Here is an 18,759-nt window from a genome sequence, read left to right as displayed (position 1 = left end):
TCCCCCTTACACTGTTATCTTTTTAGATAGAAGTCGACTTGCAAGCCATATCGACATAGCTATTTCCCCTAAACACGTGACTATCTCGATTATTAAAATTTCGTTGGGATACAGGTACCCATGCTCATTATGCAGTCCCATACCGATCAAAGGGAATAGAATAGCCCAACAACAAATGGCTAAATAAAGAATGGCGTACACAATGCCTACACGGCGATAACTTCTTTCGATTAGAATAGCTGTACAAATAGCCAGTACTGCTATCGTTCCCAATCCGTAAGTGATCAGAAACTGATCGAAGTTCCCAGGTATAAGCAGCGCCAGTGCTTTATTCGCATTAATAGTATCCAAGAAGTGGGAAGGCTCTCTCATATCCGATGGTACGATAAGATTGAATGCCAACTTTTCTATTGGGAGTAACGTGAGCTGAAAGGCAATAAGTCCAAATACGAACATAAGAATCGCCGTAATTTTTGCGAAATAAATGTGGAGTCTAGCTGTTGGTATCATCAGCAATCGATACATAAATGTATTTCTACCGAACCAATCGCGGTACCAAATAAGAAATATATAAATAGCTAGCACCGCAATACTGAGCAGTATCGGAATGGAAAAAAGCAATTGTGTACTAGAGATCATATCGGCAAAAGTATTGTTACCCAACATCAATGAACTCCCATACTGCTTAATCATTGCCTCTCTATGGGATAGTTCATTCAAACTCCACCAGATCACGGCTCCAAATTGGAATAATACGGTTAGCCCCATTAGTCCTGCCAGTATGAATTTGAAGCGATTGATCTCCATATTTACGAGCTTTAAATATCTGTTCATCGCTGATACACCTCCCTCATGACGTCAACGACGGACTTCCCTTCATCGCTACGCATTTGTTCACAATTGAAATCCCTAGCGATGACTCCATCCTCCATCAGTACAGCTTTATCGATCAAATGCTCCATCTCTCCGATCTCATGCGTAGTCAGAAGTACGCCTCGATCTTCGATCAAATGGCTAGAGAATACATCCACAATCAAACCGCGACTGAACATATCAATTCCAGAAAAAGGTTCATCCATTAACACGTATTCTGTATCCTGTGCAAGACCAAGCATGAGATTAAATTTAGCTGCTGTTCCCTTAGAAAGGTTACCAATTCTCTCTCTCCGATCCAAACCGAAAAACTTCATAAGCTCTTCAGCCCGTTCCGTATTCCAGGTCTCATAGAAGTCCTCCATGAACTGAAGCGCCTCAGCCAGCTTCATTCCAAGAGGCATCGTTAGATGATCGGGAATGAATGCCACCTTCTCATACATGCTTTGGTTCATAGGCTGACCGTCGATTCGAATTGTACCTGATTTAAGAGGTGTCAGGCCCATGATTGCTTTCAGAATGGTTGACTTTCCAGCCCCATTGTTACCAATAAGACAAGTGATCTGTCCCTTCTCAGCCGTAAAGGTAACGCCATTAAGTACTTGGCGACCACGATAACGCTTTTGAATATTAACAATCTCAATCATGTCCGTCACCTTCGATCTGTTCTGAATTCTCTACTCTTGTTCCTTCAACATATTTCTGTTTGACGATATCCAACAACTCTTCTACCGGAACGTCAATCTTGCGGACAGATGCCACAAAAGCATCGACAGCCTCACTAATTAATTCGGACCGGATCATTCGTAGCACATGTTCATCACCTGTAATTCGGCTTGGTGAATTTCCTTCAGTTACAATCAACTGCTGTTCCTCCATTTCTTTATACGCCTTCTGCGCCGTGTTAGGGTTAATCTTCATCAATACTCCCAATTCCCTCCGCGAAGGAATAATCTGTCCAGCCTCCAGCCGGCCGGTTGCAAGTTGTTCTTTGAAATGACGTACGACTTGCAAATACACCGGGTCTCGACCATTGAAAGCGACTTCCGTCCAGCCTTCATTTGTTTTCATGCAGCTACCTCTCATTCTTTTTTCAGTGTGTGTACTGAGTGGTTCATACACTTTAGATGTATTATCCGCATAATACAGTTGGTTGTCAATAGCCGGCTTCATATTTATCTCAAAATCAAAAACACCACCCCCGCCTATTAGGCAAAGAGCAGTGTTTATTTGTCATCGTGTCCTCTATTATTCTTGAACTACTAATTTCAATGGTGCAGCAATCAGACTTTCTACGGTCTTGCCCTCTAGAACATCTTTGGCTGCTTGAACGGATAGTTCCCCAATTAATTCAGGTTGTTGAGCAACGGTTGCTGTTAAATTACCGGCTTGGATTGATTTCAAAGCATCTTCATTGCCATCAAAGCCTATAACGGGAATCTTCTTACCTGAACTTTGAATCGCTTCAATTGCTCCAAGTGCCATTTCGTCATTATGAGCGAATACGGCTTGAACATCACGATTTCCTTGCAGTAAGTTCTCCATTACCGTTAATCCCTTAGTACGGTCAAAGTCAGCAGATTGCTTCGCAATGACGTCCAGCTGAGTATCAGCCACTTCATGGAATCCTTTACCGCGTTCACGGGTGGCTGACGCTCCTGGTGAACCTTCCAATTCAATCACCTTTGCCCCTTTACCGAGTTGTTCGATAATGTACTCTGCCGCCATTGTTCCCCCTTTGGCATTGTCTGAAGCCACAAGTGCTTGAATATCTCCTTTATCAGAAGATCGGTCCAAGGCAATGACAGGAATATCTAAACTGTTAGCTGTCTGAACCACCGTAGAGATCGCAGATGAATCCACTGGATTAATTAATAGGGCATTCACTCCTTGTTGCATTAAATCCTCTACGTCATTACTTTGTTTGGCAGAATCATTTTGTGCATCGATCACGATAACTTTCCATCCTTGCTTATTGGCCTCAGTCATAACGCCATCTTTTAATGATACAAAGAAAGGGTTATTCAACGTTGAAATCGATAGTCCGATTTTTATATTGTCCAAATTGCTACTCTTGTTCGACTTGGCCCACTCTGGCGGTTCCAATGAACATCCTGTCATCAATATTAACAGCATAGAAATAATGATTAATGTACCCTTTTTCATGTTAGAATCCCCCCTCTTATGCCGTCTTCTTACGGTCTAATAATACTGCAATCGCAATGACAATCCCTTTGACTACCATTTGGTAGAAAGAGGATACTCCGAGCAAGTTCAATCCATTGTTCAATATACCGATAATAAGCGCACCAATCAGAGTACCTACAATCCGTCCGCGCCCACCTGTTAAGCTCGTGCCCCCTAATACAACAGCTGCAATGGCATCTAGCTCATAAGACGTACCTGCGGTCGGTTGCGCCGAATTCAGTCTAGAAGTTAGGATCGCGCCTGCTAACGCGGATAACATCCCAATTAATGAATAGATCATAATTTTGATGCGATCGACTTTGATACCAGAAATAATGGATGCTTTCTCATTTCCACCTATCGCATACGTTTTGCGACCAAATGGTGTTTTGTGTAAGACGACCCACAAGACAATGAAGACAACAATCATCGTAATTGCTGGAACAGGAATACCTAGAAAGTAACCACGACCAAATAATTGGAACATCATGCTGTCACCAAGACCGGTGATTGGATTACCATTCGTATATACAAGCGTTAATCCACGAAAAATAGTCATGGTCGCTAATGTTGCGATAAATGGAGCCATTCTACCTTTTGTAATCATAAGTCCGTTGACCATCCCCATCACGCCACCTAGCAAACAACCAACAACAATAGCTAAGATTGGATCTAGTCCCGAGAGCATAAGATTGGCCATTAAAGCACTGGATAGTGCGAGAATTGAACCGACGGATAAATCAATGCCTCCTGTCAAAATAACAAAGGTCATTCCGAAAGCAATCAGCGCATTAATGGCGACCTGTCTAAGTAGGTTCAGAATATTAAGCGGTTCTAAAAAGCTTGGGTTTAACGCAGTTACGATAATAATCAGGATGATTAGTCCTAGTAATGGACCTAGTTTCTGTGTGATTTGTCCGATTTGAAATCCTTTTTTTATACTTCCATCATTAGTGGTCATCTCTATTGCCCCCCTGTAGCTAGCGTCATAATATTCTCTTGTGTAGCTTCCTGTTTCGTAAGTTCGCCACTGATTTCACCTTCATGAACGACCAATATTCGGTCACTCATCCCTAGCACTTCCGGTAACTCTGATGAGACCATAATAATGGCAACACCACGTTCCGTTAATTCGTTCATGAGTTGATATATTTCCCGTTTAGCGCCAACATCAACCCCACGTGTAGGTTCATCTAAGATGAGGACACTTAAACCAATGCCAATCCATTTCGCAATAACCACTTTCTGTTGATTTCCTCCAGATAGGTTACGTACTAACGTTGCTGAAGACTGTGTTTTAATCTGCAAACGCTGAATGAGAATATCTACGAATTCTTGTTCTTTCTTTTCATTGATCAATCCTTTGGGCGCAAAACTGTATAGATTCGTAAGTACCATATTTTCTCGAATGGAGAAATCAAGAACTAATCCTTCGTCTTTGCGGTCTTCCGTCACAAATCCTATGCCTGCTTTCATTGCATCATCAGGGTTGCGGATCGTAACCTTCTCTCCACGAATCCAGATCTCACCTTGATCTAATCTATCTAATCCGAATAACGTTCTCATCATTTCGGTACGTCCCGAGCCCATTAATCCTGAGAAACCAATAATTTCACCAGATCGTAACGAGAAATTCACGTCTTTGAATTGCCCCTTCTTTGAAGCATTTTTGACCTCGAGCACGATTCCTCCGGGATTAAATGTCCGCTCAGGGAAACGGTCTGTTAATTCTCGACCAACCATCTTTTTGACCACTTCATCAAAATTGGTATCGGGAATTGCCGTCGTATCTACGGTTTGGCCATCACGCATAATCGTAATTCGATCGCAGATTGCGAAAATCTCTTCCATTCGATGTGATATATAGACGATGGAGACCCCTTCTTTCTTCAGGGAGGCAATAACATCAAACAGTTTCTGTATTTCTCTCTCTGTTAAGGCAGCAGTGGGCTCGTCCATAACGATCACTTTAGCGTCGGTCATCAAAGCTTTGGCAATCTCGATCATTTGTTTCTCACCTACTGAACATTCCCCAGCATCACGGTTCAATGGAATCGTCACAGAAAGTTTACGGAACTGCTCATTTGCCAGCTCCTTCATTTCATTCGTGTTCAATAGACCCCATTTCGTTGTCCGTTCCTTCCCTATGAATAAATTGTCTAGGACGGTCATGTCTGACCAGACATTTAACTCTTGATGGATAAAGGCGATTCCACTTCGTTCCGCCTCTTTGGGATTGGCAAAGTACGTTTCTTGACCATCTATTACAATCGTTCCTTGATCTCGCTGATGGAGTCCGATCAGTATATTCATAAGAGTAGACTTCCCCGCACCATTCTCACCCATAAGAGCGTGAACTTCACCATCTTGAAGATCGAAATCCACACCCGTCAGTACACGGTTCGCACCGAAGGCCTTATGGATACCTTTCATTGTAATGTGCATAATCGTAGATCCCCCTCTTTAACCGAAAAAGACACCGGCTTGTAAAATGCAGTTAGCATAAGGTTTAGCCTCGCCTGTGCGAATGATAACCTTGGCCTTCTGAGTGAGCAGCTTGAATTGTTCATGTGAACACTTCTCTATAGGTATTTCCATAAATTTGTGATTTAAGTACTCTGATGTTTCTTGGTTAGCTGTAGCTAACTCTTCAGCTATAACCACCTTTTCAATAACCATATCTTCTACAATCATATCAACGACAGCTTGAAAGCTGGGAACACCTAGTGTAAGTGCCAAATCAATCTTAGGAACACCTGCTGGAATAGGAAGTCCTACATCTGCAATAACGATGGTATCCGTATGCCCTAAGTCAGCAAGTATTTTGGAAATATGGCTGTTCAATACCCCGTGTCTCTTCATAATCTAAAGGCTCTCCTCTACTTCTGCTCGAGTTGGCATACCGCCTTGAGCACCAAATTTGGTGACTGATAACGAAGCTGCTCGGTTAGCAAATCTCACACTATGTTGCAATGATTTCCCTTCAGCCAGAGCAACCGCAAATGCAGCATTAAAAGTATCTCCTGCACCCGTTGTATCTATAACTTCTACTTTATAACTCGGAACTACGACTTCTTGATCTCCGTCGTAATAACGTACGCCTTGACTACCTTCTGTAATGAATAGCTTATTTGGATATTTTCTTAAAGCTTCAGCCGTACTCATACCAGCAAACAAAACCGTACATTCATGTTCGTTTGGAGTCAAATACGTAGCATTCTCTATTATTGTTTCAGTGATTGGACGTGCTGGCGCCGGATTAAGCAATAATGGAACATTAAATTTATGGCAAATCTCACTCACATAAGTTACCGTCTCTTCAGGTATCTCTTGCTGTATAAGCACCATGTCAGAACTACGAATAGTATCTAATGCTTGTTCAATGAAATCCGGAGTGACTTGATCATTAGCCCCTTTCACTACGATAATGCTGTTATCGCCTTCCGCTAATATAATATGGGCTGTACCTGTCTCCATACCTGTAACCGGTTTCAGATGCTCGACATGAATGTTGTTGCTTTGAAAATTATTCATAATTGCTTCTCCGTAATGATCATCTCCGATTCGACCGATCATCGTCACTTCAGCTCCTAAACGAGCCGCTGCAACAGCTTGATTCGCTCCTTTACCTCCGGGAACGGTTGTGAACTTTTCTCCAAGAACGGTCTCTCCCGCATTAGGGCGCTTAGATGAAGTTACCACTAAATCCATTGCACAACTGCCAATCACACAAATCTTAGCCATCATAATCAACCTTTCTTTTTGTCTTATAGTTATCCTTATCTTGTACAACTAACTTAATAAGTAACCCAACTTCTTTACATCTCGTGTCATATGTCAGCTGGCGAATGTCATTCAGCTCTTATCTGCCTGTTCATTGTTGTTCCTGAATAATAACCGATAACTAAATGCTTGAATCTTGTTCAATCTTGTTTGAACTGAATGTAGAAACAGGTTATGTAACCGGTTACACATATTATCTAATTAAAATATCATATATTCTTTTAAATTACAACTGCATATACTAAAAAAAAAGTAATACTCACACTAACTGATTTAACCATGGACACTACCTATGGTCCCTGATAAAATAGAACAAGTTAAAGAACGGGGGCACCATCGTGGATTATGTTATTTTAGATATTGAATTCAACGGCCGCAAATTTGCAAGCGACCTACCTATGGAGGTAATCGAGATCGGAGCTGTCCGATTAGACTCGCAATTACAACATATGGATGAATTCTCAGCATTAATCAAACCGGTTTATTTCTCAAAGCTAAACTCATTTATTAAGAAAAAAACAGGAATTCCGCAGGAAGATATAGATCAAGCTGCCGGATTCGTAAAAGTCATTAGTGATTTCATTAGCTGGTTAAATCAAAGTGAGTCTTATCTCCTTTTCACTTGGGGTGGCGAAGATTTAAAAAGAATTATATATGATACGCGGATGCATAAGCTTGATGATGCCTACTGGATGGCAGCCGACTATTTTGATTTATTGAAGGGTTTCACACGCTATAAAAATGTTACAAATGATGTTAGTGTCGAAGGCGCTCTGAATGATCTTAATATTATTCCCTCTGGCTCTGCTCATCGGGCATTAGATGACGCAAGAATGACGTCTGAGGTATTCCGAGCTATATTCGATAAGTTAGACTTCGCACATATACAACAATTTAAAGATGTTTACTCCAATGCGAAAGAACGTAGAATGGTGAAGAATGCGATTCGTTCGATGACACTTCAGAAGATCCCTCTCACTTGGGAGAATCTCCATGAACGTTACCTTAAAGAAAAGGTGGCTCTTGAGGATCCAAGAAAGATCTCTGAGTTACAACAATATTTCACCACAGAATTAACGAAAGAAAAGCAGCCAGTTGCTATATCTTCGAAATAAATAGAAAAATCACTATGGAGTACGCTCCATAGTGATTTTTTTACATCCATTTATCAATATTACAATCATTCATCAATATTACAATATAACCTGATCCTCTAAGTTCCTCCATAAGTGATGTGCTTCTCGAGCGACATGTTCTAATAAATCTGGCGGTGATGTTGTCACTGCAGCACATTGTTTAATTAAATCATCTAATTCCAATTTGAATGCTTCAAGGGCTTTTGTTTCTTTAATGACCATTTTATTAAATTGATTCAGAACTGGCAGTACCTCTTTACGTGGATGACGAATCATCGTTCTGAGTGCATTGGCCTGGAGAAATAGATTCTCAAATTTCTTGGTCATGGCTCTGACTTGATCATGTAATTCATAATTCGATGTATCTAAATAATGGCTTATGAAGCTAAGGTGATCGGCCATTTGTCTCAACCAAAAGTAATTCTCATGTATCGTTGCGTCAGCTGGTGAAACGCGATTACCCGATTGCAACAATTTAAAGACTGACACCGTCTCTTCCGCTTCGCGAATCATGTGATCAAGAAGTGCCTGTGGCGTTGATATGATGACTTCACATCGTAAAGCTTTATCCAACGTATGTGTGAGTAAACATTGAAATTCATGTGTTGCATGCTGTGCTTCATGAATTAATTTGCCAGGATCTTCTGTTTTTAATCTCGTCCGTTCATATATTGCTCCCAATTTGTGAATCATATGCTGGTTAGCACGAGCAAGTTCCATTTCATGATGGCTAATTTCTCTGTCAAAGAATCGACCATGATCATAATTGTTCTCCACCCAAAATCCTATAATCCCATAAATATCCCTTTCATAATGATCAGTATAGGGCATAGTCCCACCTCCTCGTTCATAAAATTGAAGCATCTATCCCTATGAGTATGCAGAACATTTGTTACCTATACTACTTATATATCTAGAATCATGTAATTCCGGATATAATCGGAAAACGTATCATTTAATAATTAATAAGCACTGCAAGCTCGTCATTAAGAGCTTGCAGTGCTTATTTCAATCCAATTTCAGCTTACATAGTTAATTACCGTAAACCGTACATTTTGTAAATAATGATCGCTGCCTCTGCTCGTGTTGATTGGCTTAGAGGATTCAGTTGTAATTTCGCATCACCTGTAACTATTCCCGCTTTCACCAACTCAGCAACCTCACTCACTGCATACGCAGAAACTTGGGTCCGATCAGTGAATCCATTCAATTCACTAACAGTTGCTTCGCCTTCTCCCCGTACTCCAGCAGCTTGAAGCGCTTTGGCCGTAATCACAAACATATCTTGTCGTGATATATTTTCTGTCGGATAGAACTTTCCGTCAGCCTTACCGCTTACGATACCAAGCTTCTTGGCAATCCCAACTTCATTGGAATAGTATGCTGTTGTCTTCACATCTGAGAAGTTCGCATCAACAGATGCTGAGAGTCCTAGAGCTTTGACAATCATAATGATGAAATCTGCTCGTGTAACATTCTGACTTGGTGAGAATGTCGTTGGTGTTGTTCCCTGAATAACACCTTTAGATGCCAATACTTCAATTTCACTTTTCGCCCATGCAACCTTAGCTAGGTCATTGAATGACTTCTGCACATAAGCGACAGCAAAATGACTGAAATGGGTCGTAATGAATGTTACCTTTCCGGTTTTCGCATCATATTTACCGTTCGGTACAGCAATTACCTTTCCTGAACTATCGACATACCAGATCGTAATATGACCTGAATTTTTAAGTTCCTCAGCAGTAGGCTGATATGGAATCGATACTTGAACAGAAGCATCCGAATTGTTGAATTCCACTTGCTTACCATCGGCCGTTGTGATGCTTAACTCGATCACAGGTCGGTTACCAATGGAGTTTCGAACGTCTGCAGGTAATGTAGCGGGATCTACCTTCGTCATCTTCAACGTGATTGTCCGTGAATCACCCAAACGAACACCGCTTAACATATTACCAGTCAACACAACATCGGCTAATTCCGTAGAAACGGCAATCTGCTGCAACTTTCCAGTCGTAGATATTGAAGCCACAGGCAGTGCCAGTTCATAGCTTGTAACTCCTGCTACCTTCGATATTTCAATTTGCACTTGCTTCACACCATTAGCATCTGCCTTCGCTTGAGCTAATGCGTCGTTCAACTGTGTCTGATTAACTGAGCTTTGAGCAGTATTGCCTTTTACAGTCATCGTAGCTTTAATAAGTGTGCTAAGTTTATTATTCGTCGTACCACTCGTAGTTGTACCTGAGGTGTTGGATCCAGTACCACCAGTTTCATTGTTACCGGGTCCGTCCTCTCCAGATTCATCGTCATCTGAACCATCATCTGGATCTTGTGTCGTAATGCGCTTCAAGAAATCTCCTAAAATGATCTGACCACTAGCATTTCTTGCGTAAGGAACAACCGGTACTAGACTTACAAAATCCGCATCCGTAAGTACTACTCCTGATTGGTTAACAGATTCCTTACCATTGAACATAAAGTTCTTATCTGAGTTCAAAGTTGTTGGATAAGTATCCTTAGCCGTGAAATCTTTCTGGTAAGATACAAATCCGTCAATTGTAAAATCAGTCGGAATATTTACATACGTCGTGAAGTTCATGTTACTTCTTGCATTATTAAATGCGATATTATCTTTCGCGATAACACCTGGATTACTATTACTAGCAAAACCGTAAGCTCCATTGCCGAAAGCGATGCTATTACGGATAATATGAGGGACGTGGATCCCTTCGCCTCCAAGTTTAAAGCCATTTTTGTCGCCAGCACCTATAGTGCCATTCGATAAAAAGCCATTATTATAGGCGATGCTATCTTCAATAATAACTGCACCAATCGCACCTGAACCTGACTTCGTGTATAAATCCCAACCATCGTCAATGTTGTTATGAGCAATACATCCTCTGAAGATATTTCCTTCACCAGATGTAAGCTTTGCTGCGAATCCGTCCGCATTATTATCAGATGGGTCACGGTTATCATGTGATGTGCTGTTCAAAATAAGATTGTAAGCCGGCCAATGAGCTTTGTCATTCTCAGTAATGTCTGTACGACTAATTTGCAGTCCTGTGTCACCATTCTCATAGAAATTACTGCTCTCAATGATGTTATGGCTTCCACCCACTGTAAATCCTTTTGTGTTTCCAGCTGTACGTGTGAAATCAATACCTTTGACATGCCAGTAACTTGCTCCAAGAACGACCCCTTCGGATTTCTTATCGAAATCAATGATCGGCTGTGCACCCGGGGCTGCTATCAGTGATTTCATTGCCCCTGCCTTACCGTTATTGTACTTCTTGATGTGGATCCTTGAATTACGTACGTATCTTCCATCAAGCATGATGATCTTCTGACCTGCCGAAACAAATTCGATTGCAGTATCCAAATCAAGTGGACTGTTCTCCTTGCCTGTGCCATCCCTTGTACCCGTTGGGGATACATAGATATCTCCAAGATAGGATTTCGTTGTTACCGTAAAGTTACGCACTATTTTATCGTATGAAGTTAATAGCTGTGTGTCATTAGGTAAATATGTGATACTGAAGTTTGTTCGACCATTTGCGATAAGCGAAGCGGGTATTGTAACTAGTTGTCCCGATTCGATTACTTGATCCTGTGCGATGACCCTTTGTCCCTCTTTTACTGTAATCGTCCCGTCGACATTTGCTTTGACCATTAAATTGTAGTCTTTCTCAGATGTCTTATCGAGCGAGACAATCTCAAATCCAGGAGTAACGGCCTGCAGAGGTGGTTTAATTCTCGGTGGATCGGTCTGTGTTGCCGTTACAGTAAAATGAATATTACTGACTTCAATCGTTGCCAGCCGAGCTGCATAGAATCCAACATATATTTTGGAATCTTGCTCGTGTAGAATATCTGGGGTAAATAATATCGCTTCTGTCCCATTATTTAATTTCCCCGTGTAGCCACTATTGGTTCTCGCAAGCGTTAGCCTATAAGGCTGAGCTGGATACGTATTGCTAGACGCAGGTCTTATATTTTCTATCATTCTCGCTTGAATACCTTGGCTCCCTGCACCATCCGGTGTTGTCACACCTGTTCTAACGAATAATTGCGTACCGTTCGCATTCGTTGTTGATCCGCTAAATCCACCTATGGCTGCTATATTTGAAGCGAATACACTAGAATCACCAGCTGTTCCGATCGCATCTCTAGCCATTATTCCGAAAGACTCCTGGCCATCATGCGGATTCTTCGCGTATTCAATGACACTAATATCAGCAGATAATACAAAGTTATCTTCAGAGGCATCGATCTCTGTATAGTAGTAAGAGATTCCATCATGATCTCCCGTAACTTTCCCTGCACTACCGGCAAGCGCTTCAAGCTTAATTGATGTATCCGTGTTAATTGTCACTTTATTGTTGGTATCGGATGTAGACTGCCCGAAACGGATTGATTTCCATTTGACTTCCGTCTTTTCCCTTACAGTGACATGTAAGACGATTGGTTGTAGGGTCGTATCCGTAGGAACAATATGGATCTCATAAACTCCGGGTTTTGTGTTGTCATAGTGAGTTGTCGAGTCAACGGTATATTCCCCTGCTGGTAAAAGAACTTTATCTCCATTATCGTATACCTGAGATATTTCTAACCCCGTATTATCGAAATCTTCGAGAACATAATAAAGAGTCTGAGGATATTTCGTGACCTCAATCCCGACGAGAGCTTTTACTTTCACTGTAACAGTAAAGACAACCGTCTTCCCTTTATGTGTAACTGTAAGTGATTTGGAACCAGCAGTCGTAGAATCAAGTGGCGATACGGTGTACTCGCCTTTCATTAGTCTAACTTCCGTATTGTCATCATATTTGGCATAAACGACCAAACCGTTCAGATTAAGATCGTCACCAATAAAGTAAGTCTCTTTTTCTGGTTTCTGCTTAATGAGCAATTCAGAAATGGCGGCGCTCTTCACTTCAATGTTAAAAGTTGTAGATGCGCCCGGTGTTTCTGTTGATGTAACATCCATCAATATCGTTCCTGGACTATCGAACACATAAGCAGATGTGATCTCCATACCGGAAATGGAGAACGTGTATAGATCATTCGTTAATTCTTTTAACATATAACCATTGTTATAGTTCGCTTCAACAACAAAACCTTCCGGATCAAAGTAATCACCTACATAATAATCCGTCTTAGCCGGGAAGTATTTGATCATTAAATCTGTAACTTCTAAAGCGATAATATCTAGATCAATCGTCTTCGTTATTCCGTTAAAATGTATAGTAACTTGATTCGTTCCCGAAATGCTACTATCAAAACCTGAATCGATATAGTCTAGCTTTGTTAGAACTTCTTCATTCCCACCAGCGTATACTGCGGTTACACTCATCCCATTTAGATCCAATTCCTCCCCTACTAAATAGGTTGTTTTCATGGAAGAGGTATCTATTCTTAAATCAGAAGGGGCTCTAGTATCCACTTTGAGTTGGATATTACTGAAGGTAATATCAGCGTCTCTCGATACATAAATACCTGCGTAGATTTGTTCGCTCAACAAGGTATCTGCTGTTATAACTTCACTCTCATTATTCACCGTTAATACATACGTATTACCTGATTTTTTAATTTTCAAATCATATGCTTCACCCTGAGTTGGTACGGTTATACCATTAAAAGGCTTTAGTTTACTAATTGAAGACCCAGATAGCAACTGATAAAACCCTTTTATTACAGTATCTAAAGCACCTACGGCAATATAATTTGAAGCATGCTTTTCTGTATTAGCATTTACGCCAATATCATCTTTAAGCATTAAACCAAATGACTTTTGGTTCGGATTATTGATGCTACTGTCACTATTAAAACTATTCACTTCAGCTTTTGCGACAAATTCAAAGTTAGTATTCGCCGGGACCCCCTTATAGTAAAAAGACATTCCTTCATCCTTACTAGCAATTTTACCGCCTGTAGCAGTCAGTCTTACAGAACCATCTGGGTTTATGATTGGATCAGGTGTCTTACCTCCACCTGTATTAGACCCAAATGCACTAAAATCCCAGGCCCCTATATCCACAGGTGTTTCAATGTTTAAATTCACATTACTAAATGTAACTGTAGTATTCCTTGCTGTAAAAAGCCCTGCATATTGAACACTTCCCAAATAATTCTCTAACACTTTTATTTCGTTACCAACCTTTAAAGTGTAGTTATTTCCGGATTTCTTAATACTTAAATCATATACATGGTTTGGGCCAGGAGCTTCGATCGGGTTATCGAAAGTAAGTTTCCCTTGTGCACCACCCAGTCTAGTGAATCCTTTTATACCTTGATCAAGCGCTCCCACTGCCACATAGTCTCCTACTCCATACACCGCCCCATGGACGTTCATAAATACTTCATCTCGAAGCATAATACCAAAAGCGACTTGGTTGTCTATTTTTGGGGGATCACCTGTTGTAGTTGACCAGTAGTCTACCGAAGCGGTTGCCGTTAATTCGAAATCTGCATCAACAGGAATGTCTTTGTAATAATAAGCTATCCCATCCGTGCTTCCTGATATCTTACCTCTGTCACCAGCACTTTTGAGTGTTACCGTCCCATCCTGATTTTCCTTAATTCCAAAATTGGCTGATGTGATCTTGTCTTGTCCCCCAACATCGCCAAACACACTACCTTGCCAATCACTGGTAATGTCAATCATTCCTACAGGCGGCTCTGCAGCAACCACCGGAATAGATATCGCAGGTATTAACAAGACGAATGACATCACACACGCTAACAATCGTTTTCCTTTTCCCATTAACAAAATCCCCCTCTCGTTACCATAAGTAATTGTCATCGGACCACATTAATTAAAACGCTTACAAACGATAAACTCCATAATCATTTGCTCAGGTGATCGTTTAAGTGATGCCCTTACCAACATTCTGAGATAAAAGTGTTGTAATGACACTCGTAATCATGTAGATTTGTCTTTTTCAAATAGATACCACGATATGATGCATATGTGAGTATGATCTAGATTAATTTGAGTTTACTGTTATGAATTATTCATATGGTGAAATTATCATATATTTATCAAAAAAAGTCCCCCTCTACTGTTATAGCTAGAGAGAGTCCCAAAGACGGTTTGATTCACCTATTTTATCTCTTTATTGCCTACGATACACGATCGTTTCATCAATTACGGTCATTTCGATACAATCTTCTAACAACTTATTTGGTTTATGCAGAAAAGGATCCATATTCAATATCGTAAAATCTGCATAATATCCTTCTTTGATGACTCCCTGACTTCGCTCATGACCACTCGCATAAGCGCTTCCTGTCGTGTACAAGGAAATGGCTTCGTACAAGCTCAGACGTTCCTCTGGTTGGTATACTGTCTGTGTTGAATCTTCGGGATTAACCCTCGTTATAGCGGCATAAATACCAAGCAGCGGTGAAACCTTTTCAATGGGGGCATCTGATCCCCCTGCACAATGAAGTCCATTCGCAAGCATTGTTTTCCAAGCATATAAATGTAGGTTAGACTCCAAGCCCACCCGCTCCATAACCCACGGGAAATCAGAAACGACAAAAGTAGGTTGAATATCAATCACAACCGGTAATGTCTTCATCCGTTCCATTGAGTCCTGACTTAGCACTTGTCCATGGATTAATCTATCTCTTGTTCCATTAATCGTAGGATGGCGTTCAAGGACTTCCAACACTTTGTCCGCAGCAAGGTCTCCGATCGCATGCACTGCAATAGGTAATCCGAATAAACGTGCTTTGCGAACCAATTGATTAAGCTCCTCATCCGTATGTATAGCGATTCCGTTGGTATTGGGATCATCTGCATACATACTGCTCAACAGGGCTGTCCTCCCTCCTAATGCACCATCTGCAAAAATTTTCATAGATCCAAACTCCAAGAATGGCGATTGTATAAGCAATGTTGGCTCTGCACTCTTCCAATCATCCACTACCAGATGATGGACTAGTAAATGCGCTCTGAACATCATATCTTGTCCATGAATAACGTTCTGAAATGCGCGCAACGTATTTGAGCAACTTCCATAATAACTTAAATCTTCCGTATGCCCCCCAACCAGTCCTTGACGCCAAGCATGTTGAATACCCAACATCAAAGCTTCTTCAAGATAAGCAACCGTTACACCTGGTATTGCATTAAGAATGACATCTTGTGCTGTATCTTTATAAATCCCGTCATGCTTTCCAACTTTTAATGTAACTGTGGCATCTTCATCTGGACTCATCTGCATCTCATTCATCTGAGCTGTCCGTATAGCTAACGAATTCGCTACTAATACATGTCGACAAATTCGTCTTAAGATCACTGGATGATTAGGTGAGATCCCATCCAATAACTCTCTTGTAATAGTGTCAACATTCAACCACCTATTCTCGTTCCATCCCTCAGCGATAATCCATGACCCTATTGGCATGATTTCAACACGATCCGCAACAGCCCGCAGTACTTCCTCTCTGCTATTCAACCTAGAAAGATCCAGCTTGAGAAAGGTCTCACCATACCCAATCAGATGCATATGGCTATCTACAAATCCGGGAAACATCGTAGCTCCCTGCAGATCAATCCATTCATCGATGTGTCCTTCCAAACTCTCTTCTATGTATTCTTTACTACCCGTAGTGACTATAGTACCCTGCTCGGTATACACAGCTTCTACGGTATGCCCTTCGTATTCCATCGTATAGATGGTTCCATTCCACCAGCATTTCCCCATGATGATCTCCTTATCTGCTTATGACTTGAAATACTGGCTTACATTTCCGCTGTCTGCAAGTACCTTCTCGACGTAGTCTTCACCCGTGTAGTCACCGATTACCTTCTGCCAGAATTTCTGAGCTGGTCTATTATTTCTGAGCTGCGTGACTTTCCACTTCCCTTTATATTGTTGAAAAAGCTCTTTCGCTGCCCAACTTCCTAGACCACTACGACGATACTTCTTCATAATAAAAAACTCCGTCATATAATAATCGGCTTCTAGCGAATGATCTAGTCGTTCCACCAAAGCGAATCCTGCAGGCTTATTATAAGTAGATATCAATATTGCAAATCTTCCTTCTTCCTCTTCCCAAAATGTATCCAAATCTGGATACGTTTCGAACTTCCCTGTCTCCTCAAGCTCGATATCCAAAAACTCTGTGAAATCATATAAATAAAATTGCATTAAATGATGAATAACGTCTTTATGTTCAATCGGAACCCATTCAAGCTTCATTTCCATAAATTCACCCCATCGCATCTTATCTGAACCTACTATATAACGTTGTCCTGCAACTTCGCAATTATACTCTTACATTTACTCTTCCATGCCATCTCTAAGACTTCTATCCATACCTATGGTAAAATAACAGTTAGACTCTATTAATTAAGGAGGTGCATCCGTGAATATACAAAAAGATATTGATCGCAAACGGCTCGATGAAAAGGTTCTCGGCATGCCCTGGTTCGTGCAACAATTCATCGATTATAAATTACCTGATCTCTCTCCATCTACGCTGCTAGAGTACATACGGGATTACGAAACTTTCTTTAACTGGTTACGTGGCGAATTACTCTCTGAAGCCGACCATAACTCAAAAGTGACCTTAACCGAACTGGAAATGCTTCGTATGGAAAACGTTGTGAGTTATAGGCTCTATCTCACGACCCGTAGGGAGGGTGCCAATTCCAAAGTAACCATCTCTCGTAAGTTATCATCCCTGCGTTCATTATTTCATTATTTAAGCCAGATCGCTGAGGATGAGGACTTCTATCCCTTATTAAAACGTAATATTATGGCCAAAGTAGAAGTCAAACGTATACACAAACCGAAGGATACGGCTGCTAAGTTAAAAGGAAAAATCCTTGAAGAAGAAGAGTTACTGGAATTTATAGGTTATATTCTTGTAGGCTACGGGATTGATGTCGCTGATAACAAACAAGCGCTCTACTCCTATGAGCTTAACAAAGAACGTGATGCTTGTATCGCTAGCCTTATTCTGAATTCAGGACTTCGTGTATCAGAGATCATTAATTTGAATACGGATGACCTAGACTTCAACAATAAACTAATATACATATTCCGCAAAGGGCATAATGACGAAACATTCAAAACGCCAGTCTATTTCCGTGAACAAGCGCAGGATGATTTGTCATTATACCTTAGTCTAAGGCAGACTCGTTATCATGCACCGAAGAAAGAGAAGGCCCTTTTTCTCACCATCCCAAATGGTCAAAAAGATGGAAAGCGAATGACCAAGCGTGCTGTTCAGGCTATGATCATTAAATACGCTACTAGATTCGGCAAACCCTTCCTGACGGTGCACAAACTGCGACATTCCTTCGCAACCGATTACTATCTTCAGAATGATATTTACAAGACGAAGGAACAGCTGGGGCATGCCTCTACGGAGACGACAGAAGTATATGCTCATCTAACAGATAAAACGATGTCCGAAGCGATTGAACGACGTGTGGAGTCAACGTAAATATCCGTACTTCAAATTCACAACCGTACAACCAGGTTTCACCTGTAACCCGGACGCTTGCGTGGTCGAACTACCAGCCAACTGCGAGAAAGATAATATCCAGTATGCTAATCAGAATGAATTACAATTAGTTAGTATCCAAGTTGAATCCAATGATCACTCTACTTTGATATATATGAAGTAAAAGAGATACCGAAAACATTAGGCAGAGACGGGTATCGTCCTTTTTCAAGGACGATACCCGTCTCTGCCTAAATATAAGAATTAGAGTATCAAGTGAAACTTATACTTCCTTATTAATTGGTTATTT

Annotated in this window: 14 protein-coding genes; 2 read left to right on the top strand and 12 right to left on the bottom strand. The window is 41.0% G+C overall.

Translation table 11 applies throughout. The features are described from left to right. Positions 1-6: 6 nt before the first annotated feature. The 8 genes from AC1TO9_RS17415 to rbsK all read right to left on the bottom strand — a co-directional run bounded on the left by AC1TO9_RS17415 (position 7) and on the right by rbsK (position 6,804). Positions 7-834, bottom strand: a complete 828-nt coding sequence (locus tag AC1TO9_RS17415) for a hypothetical protein (RefSeq protein ID WP_482059973.1) — start codon at positions 832-834, stop codon at positions 7-9. Further along, positions 831-1,520: an ABC transporter ATP-binding protein gene (locus AC1TO9_RS17410; RefSeq protein ID WP_482057094.1), complete on the bottom strand. Its 690-nt coding sequence runs from the start codon at positions 1,518-1,520 to the stop codon at positions 831-833. The genes AC1TO9_RS17415 and AC1TO9_RS17410 overlap by 4 nt, the downstream gene beginning before the upstream one ends. Further along, positions 1,513-1,944, bottom strand: a complete 432-nt coding sequence (locus tag AC1TO9_RS17405) for a GntR family transcriptional regulator (RefSeq protein WP_482059996.1) — start codon at positions 1,942-1,944, stop codon at positions 1,513-1,515. The genes AC1TO9_RS17410 and AC1TO9_RS17405 overlap by 8 nt, the downstream gene beginning before the upstream one ends. A 177-nt stretch (positions 1,945-2,121) precedes the next feature. Beyond that, on the bottom strand, positions 2,122-3,039 hold the full coding sequence (gene rbsB / locus AC1TO9_RS17400; protein WP_482057096.1) for a ribose ABC transporter substrate-binding protein RbsB: 918 nt from the start codon (positions 3,037-3,039) through the stop codon (positions 2,122-2,124). Between the two features lie 16 nt (positions 3,040-3,055). Then, the gene (gene rbsC / locus AC1TO9_RS17395; protein ID WP_482057097.1) at positions 3,056-4,021 is read right to left on the bottom strand and encodes a ribose ABC transporter permease RbsC; all 966 of its coding nucleotides are present in this window, start codon (positions 4,019-4,021) and stop codon (positions 3,056-3,058) included. Positions 4,022-4,023: 2 nt separating this feature from the next. After that, on the bottom strand, positions 4,024-5,505 hold the full coding sequence (locus AC1TO9_RS17390; protein WP_482059972.1) for a sugar ABC transporter ATP-binding protein: 1,482 nt from the start codon (positions 5,503-5,505) through the stop codon (positions 4,024-4,026). Between the two features lie 18 nt (positions 5,506-5,523). Next, positions 5,524-5,922, bottom strand: coding sequence for a D-ribose pyranase (gene rbsD / locus AC1TO9_RS17385; protein ID WP_482057099.1), 399 nt, complete (start codon positions 5,920-5,922; stop codon positions 5,524-5,526). Between the two features lie 3 nt (positions 5,923-5,925). Then, a complete protein-coding gene (gene rbsK / locus AC1TO9_RS17380) occupies positions 5,926-6,804 on the bottom strand; it encodes a ribokinase (RefSeq protein ID WP_482057199.1) in 879 nt (292 codons plus the stop codon). A 377-nt stretch (positions 6,805-7,181) separates the two neighbouring features. Between rbsK and AC1TO9_RS17375 the strand changes: the two genes are divergently transcribed. Next, positions 7,182-7,958 carry a 3'-5' exonuclease gene (locus tag AC1TO9_RS17375; protein WP_482057100.1) on the top strand — a complete coding sequence of 259 codons (777 nt, stop codon included), beginning with the start codon at positions 7,182-7,184 and terminating at the stop codon, positions 7,956-7,958. A gap of 78 nt (positions 7,959-8,036) precedes the next feature. On the opposite strand, the gene AC1TO9_RS17370 is transcribed toward AC1TO9_RS17375, so the two are convergent. From AC1TO9_RS17370 to AC1TO9_RS17355, 4 genes are all read right to left on the bottom strand, one after another. Beyond that, a complete protein-coding gene (locus AC1TO9_RS17370) occupies positions 8,037-8,810 on the bottom strand; it encodes a DUF2935 domain-containing protein (protein ID WP_482057101.1) in 774 nt (257 codons plus the stop codon). Between the two features lie 205 nt (positions 8,811-9,015). Next, positions 9,016-14,748, bottom strand: a complete 5,733-nt coding sequence (locus tag AC1TO9_RS17365) for a bacterial Ig-like domain-containing protein (RefSeq protein WP_482059971.1) — start codon at positions 14,746-14,748, stop codon at positions 9,016-9,018. A 352-nt stretch (positions 14,749-15,100) separates the two neighbouring features. Further along, positions 15,101-16,699 (bottom strand): amidohydrolase, encoded by a 1,599-nt coding sequence (locus AC1TO9_RS17360; protein WP_482059970.1) that lies wholly within the window; start codon positions 16,697-16,699, stop codon positions 15,101-15,103. A gap of 18 nt (positions 16,700-16,717) precedes the next feature. Further along, a complete protein-coding gene (locus tag AC1TO9_RS17355) occupies positions 16,718-17,197 on the bottom strand; it encodes a GNAT family N-acetyltransferase (RefSeq protein ID WP_482059969.1) in 480 nt (159 codons plus the stop codon). Positions 17,198-17,363: 166 nt separating this feature from the next. Between AC1TO9_RS17355 and xerS the strand changes: the two genes are divergently transcribed. Then, complete coding sequence (gene xerS / locus AC1TO9_RS17350) at positions 17,364-18,449, top strand: tyrosine recombinase XerS (protein WP_482059968.1); 1,086 nt, start codon at positions 17,364-17,366, stop codon at positions 18,447-18,449. Positions 18,450-18,759 lie beyond the last annotated feature (310 nt).

The organism is Paenibacillus sp. Y916, assembly GCF_056786435.1.
Note: the sequence above shows the minus strand (reverse complement) of the source record. Positions and strands in the feature narration are given on the sequence as shown.